Origin of the sequence: Pilimelia anulata (assembly GCF_014647895.1) — a bacterium.
GTDB lineage: Bacteria > Actinomycetota > Actinomycetes > Mycobacteriales > Micromonosporaceae > Pilimelia > Pilimelia anulata.
Genome location: NZ_BMQB01000002.1, coordinates 163826 through 177797, shown reverse-complemented (window position 1 = coordinate 177797; position 13972 = coordinate 163826). Strand labels below are relative to the sequence as shown.

The following is a 13972-nucleotide window of genomic DNA, read 5'->3' as shown; positions in this document are numbered from 1 at the left end:
CTACCGCCGGTCGTCGTCGGTGGTCGTGTACCGGGTGACCGACTCGCGGTCCTCGGCGCCCGCCAGCGGCGCGGCCGGGGCCTCGTTGATCCGGACCGGCTTGTCCTTCGCCAGGAAGAGCTGCTTGAAGTGCGCGATCGCCTCGTCCAGCGTGTTCGTGATCTCGTCGCCCCAGTTGTTGGCGGCGATCGAGTCCAGGGTGCCGCGGTGCTTGTGCCGCAGGTACTCCAGGAACTCGTTCTCGAACCGGCGCACGTCCGCGACCGGGACGTCGTCCAGCTTGCCCGCGGTGCCGGCCCAGATGGAGACGGTCTGCTCGGCGGCCGGGTACGGCGAGTAGTTCGGCTGCTTGAGCAGCTCCACCAGCCGCGCGCCCCGGTCGAGCTGCTGCCGGGAGGCCTTGTCCAGGTCGGAGGCGAAGGCGGCGAACGCCTCCAGCTCGCGGTACTGGGCCAGGTCCAGCCGCAGCCGGCCGGCGACCTTGCGCATCGGCTTGGGCTGCGCGGCGCCGCCGACCCGGGAGACCGAGGTGCCGACGTTGATCGCCGGCCGGACGCCCTGGTTGAACAGGTCGGCCTCCAGGAAGACCTGCCCGTCGGTGATCGAGATGACGTTGGTCGGGATGAACGCCGAGATGTCGCCGGCCTTCGTCTCGATGATCGGCAGGCCGGTCATCGAGCCGCCGCCCATCTCGTCGGACAGCTTCGCGCAGCGCTCCAGCAGCCGGGAGTGCAGGTAGAACACGTCGCCCGGGTACGCCTCGCGGCCCGGCGGGCGGCGCAGCAGCAGCGACACCGCGCGGTACGCCTCGGCCTGCTTGCTCAGGTCGTCGAAGACGATGAGCACGTGCTTGCCGCCGTACATCCAGTGCTGGCCGATGGCCGAGCCGGCGTACGGGGCCAGGTACTTGAAGCCGGCCGGGTCGGACGCCGGCGAGGCGACGATGGTCGTGTACGCCATCGCGCCGCGCTCCTCCAGCGTGCCCTTGACGGACGCGATGGTGGACGCCTTCTGGCCGATCGCCACGTAGATGCAGCGGACCTGCTTCTTCGGGTCGCCGCTCTCCCAGTTCGCCCGCTGGTTGAGGATGGCGTCCAGGGCGACCGTGGTCTTGCCGGTCTTGCGGTCGCCGATGATGAGCTGGCGCTGGCCGCGGCCGATCGCCGTCATGGCGTCGATCGCCTTGATGCCGGTCTCCAGCGACTCGAACACCGACTGCCGGGCCATGACGTTCGGCGCCTGGAGCTCCAGCTCGCGGAACTCCTCGTGGCGGATCTCGCCCAGGCCGTCGATCGGCTTGCCCAGCGGGTCGACGACGCGGCCGAGGAAGGAGTCGCCGACCGGGACCGAGAGCACCCGGCCGGTCCGCTTGACCCTCTGGCCCTCCTCGATGCCGGTGAAGTCGCCCAGGACGACGACACCGATCTCGCGGACGTCCAGGTTCAGCGCCACGCCGAGCGTGCCGTCCGCGAACTCCAGCAGCTCGTTGGCCATCGTCGAGGGCAGGCCCTCGACGTGGGCGATACCGTCGCCGGCGTCGGCGACGATGCCGACCTCCTCACGGGAGATCTCCGGGTTGTAGGAGGAGACGTAGCGCTCCAGGGCGCCCCGGATCTCCTCCGACGAGATGGTCAGCTCGGCCATCCTCTGCTTCCTCTGCGTTGTGCCCGGGCTCCCCGCGGGGCGCCGTGAGCGAGCGGCTTCATACAGCGCCCGATCAGGCGCGTTGTCCGGGACCGGCGGGCGCCGCAGCGCCCGGCCGGTCGTCCGCGCTAGCGCGCGGTGAGTGCCTGCCTGGTCTCGGCGAGGCGGCGGGCGATCGTGCCGTCGTACAGATCGGCGCCCACCTGGACGCTGATCCCGCCGACGACGGCCGGGTCGACAGTGAACCGCATCGAGACCTCCCGGCCGTACTGCGCGGCCAGCGCCGCGCCGAGCCGGGACTGGGCGGCGGCGTCGAGCGGCGCGGCGACGGTCACGTACGCGACCTGCCGCTCCCGCCGCTCCGCGGCCAGCTCGACCAGCCGGCCGAGCGCCGCCTCGAAGCCGCGCCCGCCGAACCCGCGCACGGCCAGCTCGGCGAGCCGGACCGTCACCGACCCGGCCTTCCCGCCGAGCAGGTCGGCGACCAGGCCGGCCCGGCGGACCGGGTCGGTGGTCGAGTCGCCGAGCGCCGAGCGCAGCGCCGGCGTACCGGCGGCGACCTGCCCGAAGCGGAACAGCTCGTCCTCGACCTCGGCCAGCTCGCCGGCCTTGTCGGCCGCGGCCAGCAGCGCGTCCACGACCAGCGTCTCGGCCGCGGTCAGCAGTTCGCCCGGCGCCGACCAGCGCCCGGCGACCAGCGTCCCCAGCACGTCCAGCGTCGCCGCCGAGGCCCGGCCGTCGAGCAGCCCGCGCAGCAGCTCCGCCCGGTCCCGGCCCGCGCGGGCCGGGTCGGACAGCGCGCGGCGCAGCCGCGGCTCCCGGCCGAGCAGGCGGGCCACCGTGTCGATCTCCCCGGCGGTGGCCGCCAGGGCGTCCGGCACCGCCGACTCGGCGTACGCCGCCAGGCGCGCGGCCGCGGCGGCGTACGACTCCCGGCTGGCGGTCTGCATCAGCGCCGCCCGGCGGTCTCGAGGTCGGACAGGAACCGGTCGACGGTGCCGCGCTGCCGCGCCTCGTCGGCCAGCGACTCGCCGACGATCTTCCCGGCGAGGTCCACGGCCAGCGTGCCCAGCTCCGCCCGCAGGTCGCGGACGATGCCCTGCCGCTCGGCCGTGAGCTGCTCCTTGCCGGCCGCGATGATGCGGTCCCGCTCCTCGGCGGCCTTGGCCAGCACGTCGCGGCGGATGCCCTCGGCGTCGGCCCGGGCCTCGTCACGGATGCGCGCGGCCTCGGTCTGCGCCTCGGCGAGCTGGGCGCGGTACTGCTCCAGCGTCGCGTTGGCCTCGGCCTGGGCCGCCTCGGCGCGCTGGATGCCACCCTCGATCGCGTCGACGCGCGCCCGGAACGTCTCCTCCATCTTGGGGAAGACGAACTTGCTCAGCACCCAGAACAGGATGCCGAACGCGATCGTACCGATGACGATCTCTTCCCAGATCGGGACGATCGGGCTCGGGTCGTCGGCGGCCAGAAACATCATTGCAGCCTCCTACAGCAGCACGGTCGGAATTACTGCCAGAGGAAGCCGAAGGCGATGCCCAGCAGCGCGAGCAGCTCGATAACGGCGAAACCGATCCAGACGAACGGCTGCGTGATCCGGCTCGACTCCGGCTGGCGCGCCGTCGACTGGATGTAAGCCGAGAAGACCAGACCCACGCCGATGCCCGGGCCGATCGCGGCGAGGCCGTAACCGATGGCGGCGACGCTGCCCTCAACCGCGGCTTGAATCTCCATTGCGTTGTTCCTCCCGGTAATCGCGCGTGACCCTCACGCGGGACTTAGGACTTGCAGGATGGGCTCGTGGGTCGCTCGGTGCTCGGCTGGGTCGCTCAGTGCTCATCGGCGAGTGCGCCGCCGATGTAGCTCGCGGACAGCACGCTGAAGATGTAGGCCTGCAACACGATGACCATCATCTCCAGGAAGGTGAGGGCGATGGCCATCGCCCAGGACAGGACGCCGATCGGCTTGAGCAGGAAGTTCTGCGCGCCGATCAGCGCGAACCCGCCCATCGTGAAGACGACCAGGATCATGTGCCCGGCGAACATGTTCGCGAACAGCCGCAGCGCCAGCGTCAGGGGTCGCGCGACGAACGTCGAGATGAACTCGATCGGGATCAGCAGCGGCTGCATGAACCAGGGGGCCGGCGGCATGAGGTGGTTCTTGAAGAACTTGCCGGCGCCGTTCTTCTTGATGCCCGCGGCGATGAAGACGATGTAGCTCAGCAGGCCGAGGACCAGCGGGAACGCGATGTGCGCGTTCGGCGACATTTGCACACCGGGCAGAATGGCGAAGAAGTTCGTCGCGGCGATGAACACGAACAGCGTGGCCAGGTACGGGGCGAACCGGATGCCCTCGTGGCCGATCATGTCCTTCGCGATGGAGTTGCGCGCGAAACCGTAGATGGACTCGGCGATCCACTGCTTCTTGGTGGGCACGAGCTTCGGGTCGCGGTACGCGACCAGGAAGTAGATGATGATGGCCGCCACGGCGATCCACACCAGGATCGGGAACCTGGTGAGCCAGAACGGCGCGCCGTCGACGACGGGCGCGGGGAAGAACTCCTTGACCGTCGGCGGGTGGAAGCCGCCGCCGTCGCCCGGGTCGGTCATCAGCTGTGCGAGCACCGTGTTCCTTCCATTGCTACAGGCCCATCCGGCGGACCACCAGGTACACGCCCCCGGCGGCACCGAGGATCAGACCGATGCCGGTGGAGATCCCACCGGTGTCCAGCCAGCGATCGACCAGAAACCCGACGAAGCCCCACACCGCCATCCCCGCGATCAGGTAGCCGAGCACCGCATAGCCCTGACCGGACTGCACGGGCGGCGGGTCGCCCGGGTCCGGCTTCTGCGGAGAAGTGTGGTCACCTGCCATGACGCGGCGAACGATATCAGTCGGGCGGACCGTCGCGGGCACACCCCCCTGAACGGCGAGTGAGCGTCGCCTAAGTAGGCGTTCGCCGATGTCCCGGGCCGACGGCGACGGTCACAAACGCGGTCGACCGCGTCGAGTCTGTAACCAGGCAATATGCGTACCGATCCACGCGAATGCCCCGACGACGATGCCGATCGCGAGAGCCGGCAGACCGGGCCACTCCGTCCGCGCTACCGCGTGCATGAGGACCGCGAAGAGGGTGAACTTCGTCGCGTACAGGGTCATCCCGAACGGCATGATCAAATGACGCGCCACCCGGTCCAGGTGTGCGAGCAGCACCGTCGTCACGGTGAAGCTGCCGACGGACACCGCCATCCCGATCGGCATCCCCACGGCGCTCGCCGGCCCGGCCACCGCCCACGCCGCGATCGTGGCGACGACCGCCGTCGCCGCGCAGCTCGCCAGCAGGATCGGCAGGTGGCGCAGCCGCCACCCGTCCTCCGCCGTACCGGACCCCATGCCACTCACCCTCGCTCGCTCGGCGCACGCGGCGCCGGGCGGCCGCGCCCCCACATGGTGCCCGGCCGGGCCCGGAAAGCGAAACGGCGGGTCGGCCGGCTCAGGGGGCGGGGTACGCGGGGAACTTGCCGACCAGGTCGACCACCTCGGCCGCGACGTCGCGCAGCGTCGCCGCCCCCGCCGTCGTCGCCGGGTCCGCCCCGGACGCCGCCGCGACCAGTCGGGCCACGATCGTCATCTCGTCCGGGCCCATCCCCTGCGTCGTCACGCTCGCCGCGCCCACCCGGATGCCGCTGGCGGTCAGCGGCGGCAGCGGGTCGTACGGGATGGCGTTCTTGTTCAGCGTGATCCGGGCCGCGTCGGACCGCGCCTCCGCCTCGGCGCCGGTCACGCCGACCGGGCGCAGGTCGACCAGCGTCAGGTGGGTGTCGGTACCGCCGGAGACCGGGCGCATGCCGTGCGCGGCCAGGCCGGCGGAAAGGGCGCGGGCATTCTCGACGACCCGGCGGGCGTACGCGGCGTACTCGGGGGTGGCCGCCTCGCGCAGCGCGACGGCCTTCGCGGCGACCGCGTGCATGAGCGGGCCGCCCTGGCTGAACGGGAAGACGGCCTTGTCGATCCGCGCGGCCAGGTCGGCCCGGCAGAGGATCATGCCGCCGCGCGGGCCGCGCAGGACCTTGTGGGTGGTGGCGCAGACCACGTCGGCGTACGGCACCGGCGACGGGATCGCCCCGCCGGCGACCAGGCCGATGAAGTGGGCGGCGTCGACCATGAGGTACGCGCCCACCTCGTCGGCGACGGCCCGGAAGGCGGCGAAGTCGATGAGCCGCGGGTACGCCGTCGCCCCGCAGATGATCATCTTGGGCCGGTGCGCCCGGGCCAGGTCGCGGACCTCGTCGTAGTCGATCAGCTCGGTGTCCTCGCGGACGGTGTAGCCGAGGGTGGCGAACCAGCGCCCGGAGAAGTTGACCTTGCTGCCGTGGGTGAGGTGGCCGCCGTGCGGCAGCCCCATCGCCAGCACGGTATCGCCGGGCTGGAGCAGCGCCGCGTACGCGGCCAGGTTGGCGCTCGCCCCGCTGTGCGGCTGCACGTTGGCGTGGTCGGCGCCGAACAGCGCGGTCGCCCGGGACACGGCCAGCCGCTCGGCGATGTCGACCTGCTCGCAGCCGCCGTAGTAGCGCCGCTGCGGGTACCCCTCGGCGTACTTGTTGGTCAGCGTCGAACCGAGGGCGGCGAGCACGGCCGGTGAGGTCAGGTTCTCGCTGGCGATGAGCTGGAGGCCCCCGCGCAGCCGCTCCAGCTCGCCGAGGACGACGCCGGCGATCTCCGGGTCGGTGGTCGCGAGCTGCGCGAAGTCGGGCCCCCAGTACGTCTGCTCCACCCCCCGAGCGTACGCCCGCGGGCGGCTACGGGCCGGGGATCAGCAGGTCGGCGAGCGGATGAATGGTCCGCTCGATCTCGTCGGCGACCCGGGCGTACTCGGTCTCGGCCAGCCCGTACGGGTCCAGCAGGTCGTCGGCCGCGCCCGGCGCGGCGCCGGCGCGGACGGCCAGGGCGGCCTCGACCAGCGCGACCCCGCGGGCGTACACCAGCTTCGGGTCGGGGCCCGGCGCGGGCAGCAGCGCGGCGTCCACGGCCGGCAGCAGCCGGCTCAGCTCGCCCAGGACGAACGCCCGGTCGGCGGCGTCCGGGCGCAGCTCGCGGACGTACTCGGCCTGCTCCGCGGTCGCGGTCAGCACGAGGTCGGCCGAGTCGAGCTGGTCGGCGCGCAGCCGCCGGGCGGCGAAGCCGGACGGGTCGGCGCCGCGCTCGCGGAGCTGCCGGGCGGCCGGCGGGTTCATCGCCTGGCCGACGTGCCAGCCGCCGGTGCCGGCGCCGTGGCTGTACACCAGGTCGCTGGGGTTCATCGACCAGCCGACGGCGCGCACCCGCTGCCGGATCGCGGCGGCGAGCAGGCGCTCCGCCATCGGCGACCGGCAGATGTTCCCCATGCAGACGTGCAGGACCACGAAGGGGGGCATCAATCTTCCTCGGATTCGGCGAGGTCCGGTACGACCTCGCGGAGCGCCGCCGGCGGGATCGCGCCCGCCCGCAGCACCCGGGGGATGTCGTCGGTGAGGTCGACGATGGTGCTGGGCAGCGCCGGGCCGGGCCCGACCGAGGCCACCGCGCCGGCCTCCAGGTACACCCGGACGCTGGCGCCGAGCTGCTCGTGCGCCTCCTCCGCGGTGTTCGCGGCGGGTTCGCCGGTGCGGTTCGCCGAGGTGACGGCCATCGGGCCGGTGCGCGCGAGCAGCTCCAGCGCGACCGGGTGCAGCGGCATCCGGACGGCGACCGTGCCGTCGGTGTCGCCGAGGTCCCACTTCAGCGAGGGGGCGTGCGTGACCACGAGCGTCAGCGCGCCCGGCCAGAACGCGTCGACCAGGTCGCGCGCGGCCGGCGGCAGGCTGTACACCAGACCGTCGAGGGTGTCCTTCGAGCCGACCAGCACCGGCGGGGGCATCTGCCGGCCGCGCCCCTTGGCCTCCAGCAGCCGGGTGACCGCGTCGGGGCGGAACGCGTCCACGCCGACGCCGTACACCGTGTCGGTCGGCAGGACCACCAGCTCGCCGAGGCGGACGGCCTCGACCGCGGCCTCGAGCGCGCGATCCCGCTCGCGCGCGGTCCGACAGTCGTAAAAGGTCACCCGACCACTCTCCCACGTCCGGCCGCGTCCCCACCATCCGTCCGCCACCCGGTCGTGAACCGTGGCCGTCCGGCCAGGTCGGCATGGCCCGCGACGCCGAGGAAGTCGGCGGCGAGCAGCGCGGCGACCGCCGCGGCCCCGGTCTCGTCGTGCTCGACGGCCAGCCCGCCGCCCGGCCGCAGCACGGCCGCGGCGAGCGCGGCCAGCGGCCGGATCACCGCGAGGCCGTCCGGGCCGCCGAACACCGCCGCCGCCGGGTCGCGGCGCACGTCCGGCGGTACGGGGGTGGCCGCCGGCACGTACGGCGGGTTGGTCAGCACCAGGTCGACGGCGGCCGGCAGCGCCGCGGCCAGCCCCGGGTCGGTGACGTCGCCGGCCACGATCGTGATCGGCCGGTCGCCGGCCGCGGCCCGGGCGGCGGCGTTGCGGCGCAGCCAGGCCAGCGCGGCCGGGTCCCGCTCCACGGCGTACACCCGGGCGGCCGGCACCTCCTGCGCCACCGCGAGGGCGATCGCGCCGGAGCCGGCGCACAGGTCCAGCACGACCGGGTCGGCGGCGTCGGCGAGCGCGGCGATCCCCCAGTCCACCAGCAGCTCGGTCTCCGGGCGGGGGATGAACACGCCGGGGCCGACCGCGAGGTCCAGGTGGCGGAACGGCCCGCTGCCGGTCAGGTGCTGCACCGGCGCACCGGCCGCGCGGGCCGCGACCAGCGCGGCCAGTGCGGCCGCAGTGACGGACGGCACGCCATCCAGAGTATGCAGCCGCCCACGGGGCGTTCCGAGGACGTAAGCTGCCAGTAGCTCGGCGTCCACTCTGGGCGACGGCACACCGGCGGCGGAGAGCACCCGCACCGCTTGTGCGATCACCACGCTGAGTGGTTCTGTACCTTCGGTGGGCTGTTCAGTGTGGCGGGGCACCGGATAATCATGCCCGCCGGGTGGGCCGCCCGGCCGGCGGGCCCGGCTCCCGGCGGTGACCACCGCGGCCGGCGCCGCGCACCGGCGGCGGGCGCGTCGCGAAGGAGGCGGAGTGGGCTGGCTGGACCGGGTGCGGGACCAGGCCGGCGCGCTCGCCGAGGCGCGCCGGTTGCAGATCGACGGCCGGGCCGCCGAGGCGTGCCTCGTCGTGGACCGGGTGCTCGCCGCCACCGCCGACCCGCGGGCCAGGGCCGACGCGCTGGTGCAGCGGCTGGCGATCCTGTACCACCTCGGCCGGACCGGGGCGTACCGGGAGGCCACCGAGGCGGCGCTCGCCGCCGCCGGCGAGGTCGACGACCCGTACCTGCACGGCCACCTGCATGCCCTGGCGTCGGTCACGGTGTTCCCGCACGGGCTGTTCGAGCGGGCCGTGACCCACCTCGTGCACGGCGCCCGCTTCCTGAACCGGATCACCGACATCGACGTCGACACCGCGGCGGCGTGGCACGACCTGGCGGTGGCGTACTCGCACCACGGCTTCCACCGGCACGCGCTCAGCGCGATCGCCAAGGCGCGCGAGTTCGGCGCGCTGGTCGGGGTGCCGATGGAGACGCTGGCCGCGCCCGGCATCCGGCTGCGCGGCGCGCTGGCCCTGGACCACCGCGGCGACACCGACGGCTGCCTGCGCATCCTGTCCGACCTGGCCGGTGAGCTGGCCGCGCTGCGCCAGCGCGGCGGGATCGCGCTGCTGCGGCCGAGCGGCCGGACGGGGTACGGCTACGCGCTGGCCCGGCTGGCCGTGCTCGGCGGACCGTCCTCGCTCGACGCCGGGGCGCTGCTGGCCTCGGGCGGGCCGACGCCGATGGCCCGGGAGATCCGGCAGCTCGGCGAGGTCTGCCTGGCGATCAACTCCGGCTTCCCGATCGAGGCGCTGACCCGGCTGGACAGCCTGCCCGAGCGCACGGTGCTCGGCGCGCCGGAGCCGCTGCGCCTGCGCAGCCTCGCCAACCAGCGCGCCGGCGACCACGCGGCCGCGCACCGGGCCGACCGGGCGGCGTTCCGGATCGTCACCGAGCGGATCGCCGCGCAGCAGGACGTGTACGTCGAGGGCATCGCCGCCCGGCTCGCGCACGAGGAGCTGCGGCACACCGTCGCCCGGTACGCCGACGAGGCGCTGACCGACCCGCTGACCGGCCTGCCGAACCGCCGGCACCTGGAGCGGCACGTCGCCGGCATGATCAACCGCGGCGGCCGCCCGGTGATCGGCGTGTGCGACCTGGACGGCTTCAAGAACGTCAACACCGTGCACGGCCACCTCTCCGGCGACCTGGTGCTCCAGCGGATCGCCGCGGTGCTCGCCCGGGTGATGGGGTCGGGCGACTTCGTGGCCCGGTACGGCGGGGACGAGTTCGTCGTCGTCCTGCCCGGCGACGCCGGCCGGGACACCGCGCTGCTGCACGACCGGATCACCGCCGGCGTCGCGGCGGAGGACTGGGCGGCGCTGGTCCCCGGTACGCCGGTCGGGGTGACGGTCGGCTGGGCGGAGGTCGCCGCGGACGACGTGGGCGCGCTGCCGGCGGCGATCGTCGCCGCGTTCGAGACCGCCGACCGGGCGATGCTGCGGGCGAAGAACCGCCCGCGCCCGCGGGCGGCGGTGCGCGGCCTGCCGACACTCAGTCGGGTGGCCGGCGACGGCTGACGCCGCGGGCGAGGGTTCCGACCGCCGAGTCCGGGTATCCCGCGGGCGCGACACCGCAGCCCGGCGGTCGCCCGACGGCCGGGACCGGTACCGACACACGGGGGTTCCACCGATGCGCAGCACCACTGTCCTCATCGCCGCCCTGGCCGGCGCGCCGCTCGCCCTGGCCGCCGGCGCCCCGGCGCCCGCGGCGCCGCGCCCGGCGACCGCGGCCGCCGGCACGATGCGGAACACCGCGACCCTGCTCTGCCTGGACGGCAACCACGCCGGCCACGTGTACACGCTGGGCTGCAACGGCGGCCGGTACCAGCAGTGGAGCCGGGTCGGCGGCCGGTTCGGGACCAGGTTCGTCAACGCCGAGACCCGGCGCTGCCTGGACAGCAATGCCGCCCGCGCGGTCTACACGCTGCCCTGCAACGGCGGCTCGTACCAGGAGTGGGACGTGCGGCAGCACGCGTTCGGCGAGGAGCTGGCCAACGTGGCCACCGGCTTCTGCCTGGACAGCAACACCGACGGCGCGGTGTACACGCTCGCCTGCAACGGCGGCAACTTCCAGCGCTGGCGGCCGTAGCCCCGGGGCGGGCTAGCGCCGGGCCGGGGTGTCCTCGCCGGCGAGCCGGGCCGCGCGGTCGGCCACGGCGAGCGCGTCGAGCACCCCGTCCAGGTCGCCGTCGAGCGCCAGGTCCAGGTTGTACGCCGTGTACCCGATCCGGTGGTCGGTGATCCGGTTCTGCGGGAAGTTGTACGTCCGGATCCGCTCCGACCGGTCCACCGTGCGCACCTGCGAGCGGCGGGCGTCGGAGGCCGCGGCGTCCGCCTGCTCCTGGGCGACCGCGAGCAGCCGCGCGCGCAGGATGCGCATGGCCTGCTCGCGGTTCTGGAGCTGGCTCTTCTCGTTCTGGCAGGACACCACCACGCCGGTCGGCAGGTGGGTGATCCGGACGGCCGAGTCGGTGGTGTTGACCGACTGCCCGCCGGGGCCGGACGAGCGGAACACGTCGATCCGCAGGTCGTTCGGGTCGATCGTGAGGTCGACCTCCTCGGCCTCCGGCAGCACGAGGACGCCGGCGGCGCTGGTGTGGATGCGGCCCTGCGACTCGGTGGCGGGCACCCGCTGCACCCGGTGCACGCCGCCCTCCCACTTGAGCCGGGACCACACGCCGTGCCCGGCCTCGGGCGTGCCCTTGCTCTTGACGGCGAGCTGGACGTCCTTGATGCCGCCGAGGTCGGAGTCCTGCGCGTCGATGATCTCGGTGGTCCAGCCGCGCCGCTCCGCGTACCGGGTGAACATGCGCAGCAGGTCGCCGGCGAACAGCGCCGACTCCTCGCCGCCCTCGCCGGCCTTGATCTCGATCAGGACGTCCTTGGCGTCGTCCGGGTCGCGCGGGATCAGCAGCTCGGCCAGCCGCTCCTCCAGCGCCGGCAGGCCGGCGGCGAGCGCGTCGGCCTCGGTGCCGAACGCGGCGTCCTCGGCGGCCAGCTCGCGGGCGGCGGCCAGGTCCGCCCGGGCGTCCGCCAGCTCGGCGGCGGCCCTGTGGATCGGGGTCAGCTCGGCGAACCGGCGGCCCACCCGGCGGGCGGTGGCCGGGTCGGCGTGGGTGGCCGGGTCGGCGAACCGGCGCTCCAGGTCGGCGTACTCGGCCAGCAGGGCGTCGAGCCGCTGCGCGCCGCTCACCGGCGCACCGCCGGCCGGGTCCGGGTCCGCTCGCTCATGCTGGCCACCTCCGCGCCGCGGTTCGCCGGCCGCTGCCGGCGGGGGTTCGGCCGTACCGGCCGGGAACAGCGAACGGCGCCCGCCCCTCCCGATGCGGGTGGGCGGGCGCCGGGACGCGCTACTTGCCGGCCTTCTTGGCCTGCACCTTGGCGTACTTCTGCTGGAACTTCGCCACCCGGCCGGCGGTGTCGAGCACCCGCTGCTTGCCCGTGTAGAACGGGTGGCAGGCGCTGCACGTCTCGGCGTGGATGCTCGCCCCGGGGGCGGTGCTGCGGGTGACGAACGTGGTCCCGCAGGAGCAGGTGACCGTCGTGTCGCGGTACTCGGGGTGGATTCCCTTGCGCATCTCGGCGTGTCCTCTCGTCGTGGTCGCCGGGTCGCCCCACCCCTCGCGTGGCGGGTGGTTGTCGGCGTGAACCGGTACCGAAGCCGGCCCCCCAGTCTGCCATGGCCGGCCCGGGGGCCGGCCGCGGGGGCCGCCGGGTACAACGCCCGGCGACCGGCGCTATTCCCCGGCCCGGCGGCGGGCCGGGCCGGGCTGCGCTCAGGGCACCGGATCGGGCAGGTGGGCCGAAACCGGGCAGCGGGCGGCCCGCGGGCGCGGGGCGGTCGCGGTGCCGGCGGCCGGCGGCTCGCCGTACTTGCCGAGGTGCCGGGCCTCGGCGTCGAGGTAGAAGTTCGGGCGCTGGTCGGCCTCCTCGTAGTACCGGTGGAAGACGCTGGTCGCGCCGCCGGAGATCGGCGGCACGATCCAGGTCCAGTCGGCGGGGGTGCCGCGCCCGGCCCGCTCCTCGTTGGCGACGTGCTTGAGGAACCGGTCGGACTCGGTGTGGTGGTCGGCGATCCGCACGCCGGCGGACTCGAACGACCACAGGACGGCCCGGTTCAGCTCGACCAGGGCGCGGTCGCGCCACAGCGTCGACTCGCGGGAGGTGTCCAGGCCGAGCCGGCGGGCGACCTCGGGCAGCAGGTCGTACCGGTCCAGGTCGGCGAAGTTGCGGGCGCCGATCTCGCTGCCCATGTACCAGCCGCTGAACGGGGCCAGCGGGTAGTGCACGCCGCCGACCGCGAGCCGCATGTTCGCGATCGCGGGGACGGCGTGCCAGCGCAGGTGCAGCTCGTCGAACCACTCGTACTCGGGGTGCCGGATCGGCACCTCCAGCACGGCGTCCGGCGGCAGGGTGAACAGCCGCACCCCCTCGGCGGGGGTCTCGACCGCCAGCGGCAGCACCTCGAACGGCTTGCCGGTGGACTGCCAGCCGTACTCCTGCATCCGGGCGGTGAACTCGATGTACCGGGGGTCGCCGGCGACGCCCTCCGGGGTGCGGTGGCCGGCGTACCGGATGAGCTGCTCGTTGTACAGCCGCGCATACGGTCGGCCGGGTACCGCCGGCGCGAAGACCGAGATGACCGGCCGGATGTGGCCCTGCTTGACGGCGTCGCCGCCGGTGCGTCTCCGGCCGGGCTCGCGGACCGGAACCTGCCCGCCGGCGATCCGCAGGTGCTCGACCAGCAGGGAGAAGATGTCGTCGGCGGCGCTCGCCCGGCGCCGGTCGAGGACGATCAGGCTCCGCCAGTACAGCCGGCCGATGCACCGGCTGGAGTTGCGCCAGGCGAGCCGGGCGCCGTACGTCAGCTCGTCGGGGGTGTGGGTGTACGTGCCGGTGGCCTCGACCTGCGCGGCGACGAGCGCGAGCCGGGGCGCCACCGGGCCGAGCCGGGGGTTCTCCGCGTAGCACCGGGTCAGGAACTCCGCGGCCTCGGCGGGATCGACGTCGGCCGCCGCGTCCCAAGGCCGCGGCGGGGTGTCGCGGTAGCCGGGAACCCTCATGCGCCGCCTCCTACAGAAACTGTGTGCGAGCAAAATTTGACACACAGCAACGCGGGCAGCCAGGTCACAGAACCGCCAAACCGGACGTAAG

16 protein-coding genes are annotated in these 13972 nt (G+C 74.1%); 2 read left to right on the top strand and 14 right to left on the bottom strand.

Going from position 1 to position 13972, the window contains the following annotated elements:
* The 11 genes from atpA to prmC all read right to left on the bottom strand — a co-directional run bounded on the left by atpA (position 1) and on the right by prmC (position 8637).
* Positions 1–1644 (bottom strand): F0F1 ATP synthase subunit alpha, encoded by a 1644-nt coding sequence (gene atpA / locus IEY94_RS05610; RefSeq protein WP_189168976.1) that lies wholly within the window; start codon positions 1642–1644, stop codon positions 1–3.
* Positions 1645–1772: 128 nt separating this feature from the next.
* The gene (locus IEY94_RS05605) at positions 1773–2594 is read right to left on the bottom strand and encodes a F0F1 ATP synthase subunit delta (RefSeq protein ID WP_189168975.1); all 822 of its coding nucleotides are present in this window, start codon (positions 2592–2594) and stop codon (positions 1773–1775) included.
* Complete coding sequence (locus IEY94_RS05600) at positions 2594–3121, bottom strand: F0F1 ATP synthase subunit B (protein WP_229783355.1); 528 nt, start codon at positions 3119–3121, stop codon at positions 2594–2596. Before IEY94_RS05600 ends, IEY94_RS05605 begins: the two co-directional genes overlap by 1 nt.
* A 29-nt stretch (positions 3122–3150) precedes the next feature.
* Positions 3151–3375, bottom strand: coding sequence for an ATP synthase F0 subunit C (locus IEY94_RS05595; protein WP_189168974.1), 225 nt, complete (start codon positions 3373–3375; stop codon positions 3151–3153).
* Between the two features lie 95 nt (positions 3376–3470).
* Positions 3471–4250 (bottom strand): F0F1 ATP synthase subunit A, encoded by a 780-nt coding sequence (atpB, locus tag IEY94_RS05590; protein WP_189169347.1) that lies wholly within the window; start codon positions 4248–4250, stop codon positions 3471–3473.
* A gap of 31 nt (positions 4251–4281) precedes the next feature.
* Entirely contained in the window at positions 4282–4515 is a 234-nt protein-coding gene (locus tag IEY94_RS05585) for an AtpZ/AtpI family protein (protein ID WP_189168973.1), read from the bottom strand.
* Positions 4516–4626: 111 nt separating this feature from the next.
* Positions 4627–5034: a hypothetical protein gene (locus tag IEY94_RS05580; RefSeq protein ID WP_189168972.1), complete on the bottom strand. Its 408-nt coding sequence runs from the start codon at positions 5032–5034 to the stop codon at positions 4627–4629.
* Positions 5035–5134: 100 nt separating this feature from the next.
* The gene (glyA, locus tag IEY94_RS05575) at positions 5135–6415 is read right to left on the bottom strand and encodes a serine hydroxymethyltransferase (RefSeq protein WP_189168971.1); all 1281 of its coding nucleotides are present in this window, start codon (positions 6413–6415) and stop codon (positions 5135–5137) included.
* 25 nt (positions 6416–6440) lie between these two features.
* Positions 6441–7055 (bottom strand): arsenate reductase/protein-tyrosine-phosphatase family protein, encoded by a 615-nt coding sequence (locus tag IEY94_RS05570; protein ID WP_189168970.1) that lies wholly within the window; start codon positions 7053–7055, stop codon positions 6441–6443.
* Positions 7055–7720: an L-threonylcarbamoyladenylate synthase gene (locus IEY94_RS05565; protein ID WP_189168969.1), complete on the bottom strand. Its 666-nt coding sequence runs from the start codon at positions 7718–7720 to the stop codon at positions 7055–7057. Before IEY94_RS05565 ends, IEY94_RS05570 begins: the two co-directional genes overlap by 1 nt.
* A complete protein-coding gene (gene prmC, locus IEY94_RS05560) occupies positions 7717–8637 on the bottom strand; it encodes a peptide chain release factor N(5)-glutamine methyltransferase (RefSeq protein WP_189168968.1) in 921 nt (306 codons plus the stop codon). Before prmC ends, IEY94_RS05565 begins: the two co-directional genes overlap by 4 nt.
* Before the next feature lie 112 nt (positions 8638–8749).
* On the opposite strand from prmC, the gene IEY94_RS05555 reads away from it, so the two are divergent.
* A complete protein-coding gene (locus IEY94_RS05555; RefSeq protein ID WP_189168967.1) occupies positions 8750–10336 on the top strand; it encodes a GGDEF domain-containing protein in 1587 nt (528 codons plus the stop codon).
* A gap of 112 nt (positions 10337–10448) precedes the next feature.
* On the top strand, positions 10449–10907 hold the full coding sequence (locus tag IEY94_RS05550; protein WP_229783354.1) for an RICIN domain-containing protein: 459 nt from the start codon (positions 10449–10451) through the stop codon (positions 10905–10907).
* 12 nt (positions 10908–10919) lie between these two features.
* On the opposite strand, the gene prfA is transcribed toward IEY94_RS05550, so the two are convergent.
* The 3 genes from prfA to IEY94_RS05535 all read right to left on the bottom strand — a co-directional run bounded on the left by prfA (position 10920) and on the right by IEY94_RS05535 (position 13881).
* On the bottom strand, positions 10920–12011 hold the full coding sequence (gene prfA / locus IEY94_RS05545) for a peptide chain release factor 1 (protein ID WP_189168966.1): 1092 nt from the start codon (positions 12009–12011) through the stop codon (positions 10920–10922).
* Between the two features lie 157 nt (positions 12012–12168).
* Positions 12169–12396, bottom strand: coding sequence for a 50S ribosomal protein L31 (gene rpmE, locus IEY94_RS05540; protein ID WP_189168965.1), 228 nt, complete (start codon positions 12394–12396; stop codon positions 12169–12171).
* Between the two features lie 198 nt (positions 12397–12594).
* Positions 12595–13881, bottom strand: a complete 1287-nt coding sequence (locus IEY94_RS05535; RefSeq protein WP_189168964.1) for a nitric oxide synthase oxygenase — start codon at positions 13879–13881, stop codon at positions 12595–12597.
* Positions 13882–13972 lie beyond the last annotated feature (91 nt).

Coding starts and splice junctions, on each gene's coding strand:
- atpA (WP_189168976.1), bottom strand. CDS start 1,644: ATGGCCGAGCTGACCATCTCGTCGGAGGAGATCCGGGGCGCCCTGGAG.
- IEY94_RS05605 (WP_189168975.1), bottom strand. CDS start 2,594: ATGCAGACCGCCAGCCGGGAGTCGTACGCCGCCGCGGCCGCGCGCCTG.
- IEY94_RS05600 (WP_229783355.1), bottom strand. CDS start 3,121: ATGATGTTTCTGGCCGCCGACGACCCGAGCCCGATCGTCCCGATCTGG.
- IEY94_RS05595 (WP_189168974.1), bottom strand. CDS start 3,375: ATGGAGATTCAAGCCGCGGTTGAGGGCAGCGTCGCCGCCATCGGTTAC.
- atpB (WP_189169347.1), bottom strand. CDS start 4,250: ATGACCGACCCGGGCGACGGCGGCGGCTTCCACCCGCCGACGGTCAAG.
- IEY94_RS05585 (WP_189168973.1), bottom strand. CDS start 4,515: ATGGCAGGTGACCACACTTCTCCGCAGAAGCCGGACCCGGGCGACCCG.
- IEY94_RS05580 (WP_189168972.1), bottom strand. CDS start 5,034: ATGGGGTCCGGTACGGCGGAGGACGGGTGGCGGCTGCGCCACCTGCCG.
- IEY94_RS05570 (WP_189168970.1), bottom strand. CDS start 7,055: ATGCCCCCCTTCGTGGTCCTGCACGTCTGCATGGGGAACATCTGCCGG.
- IEY94_RS05550 (WP_229783354.1), top strand. CDS start 10,449: ATGCGCAGCACCACTGTCCTCATCGCCGCCCTGGCCGGCGCGCCGCTC.
- rpmE (WP_189168965.1), bottom strand. CDS start 12,396: ATGCGCAAGGGAATCCACCCCGAGTACCGCGACACGACGGTCACCTGC.
- IEY94_RS05535 (WP_189168964.1), bottom strand. CDS start 13,881: ATGAGGGTTCCCGGCTACCGCGACACCCCGCCGCGGCCTTGGGACGCG.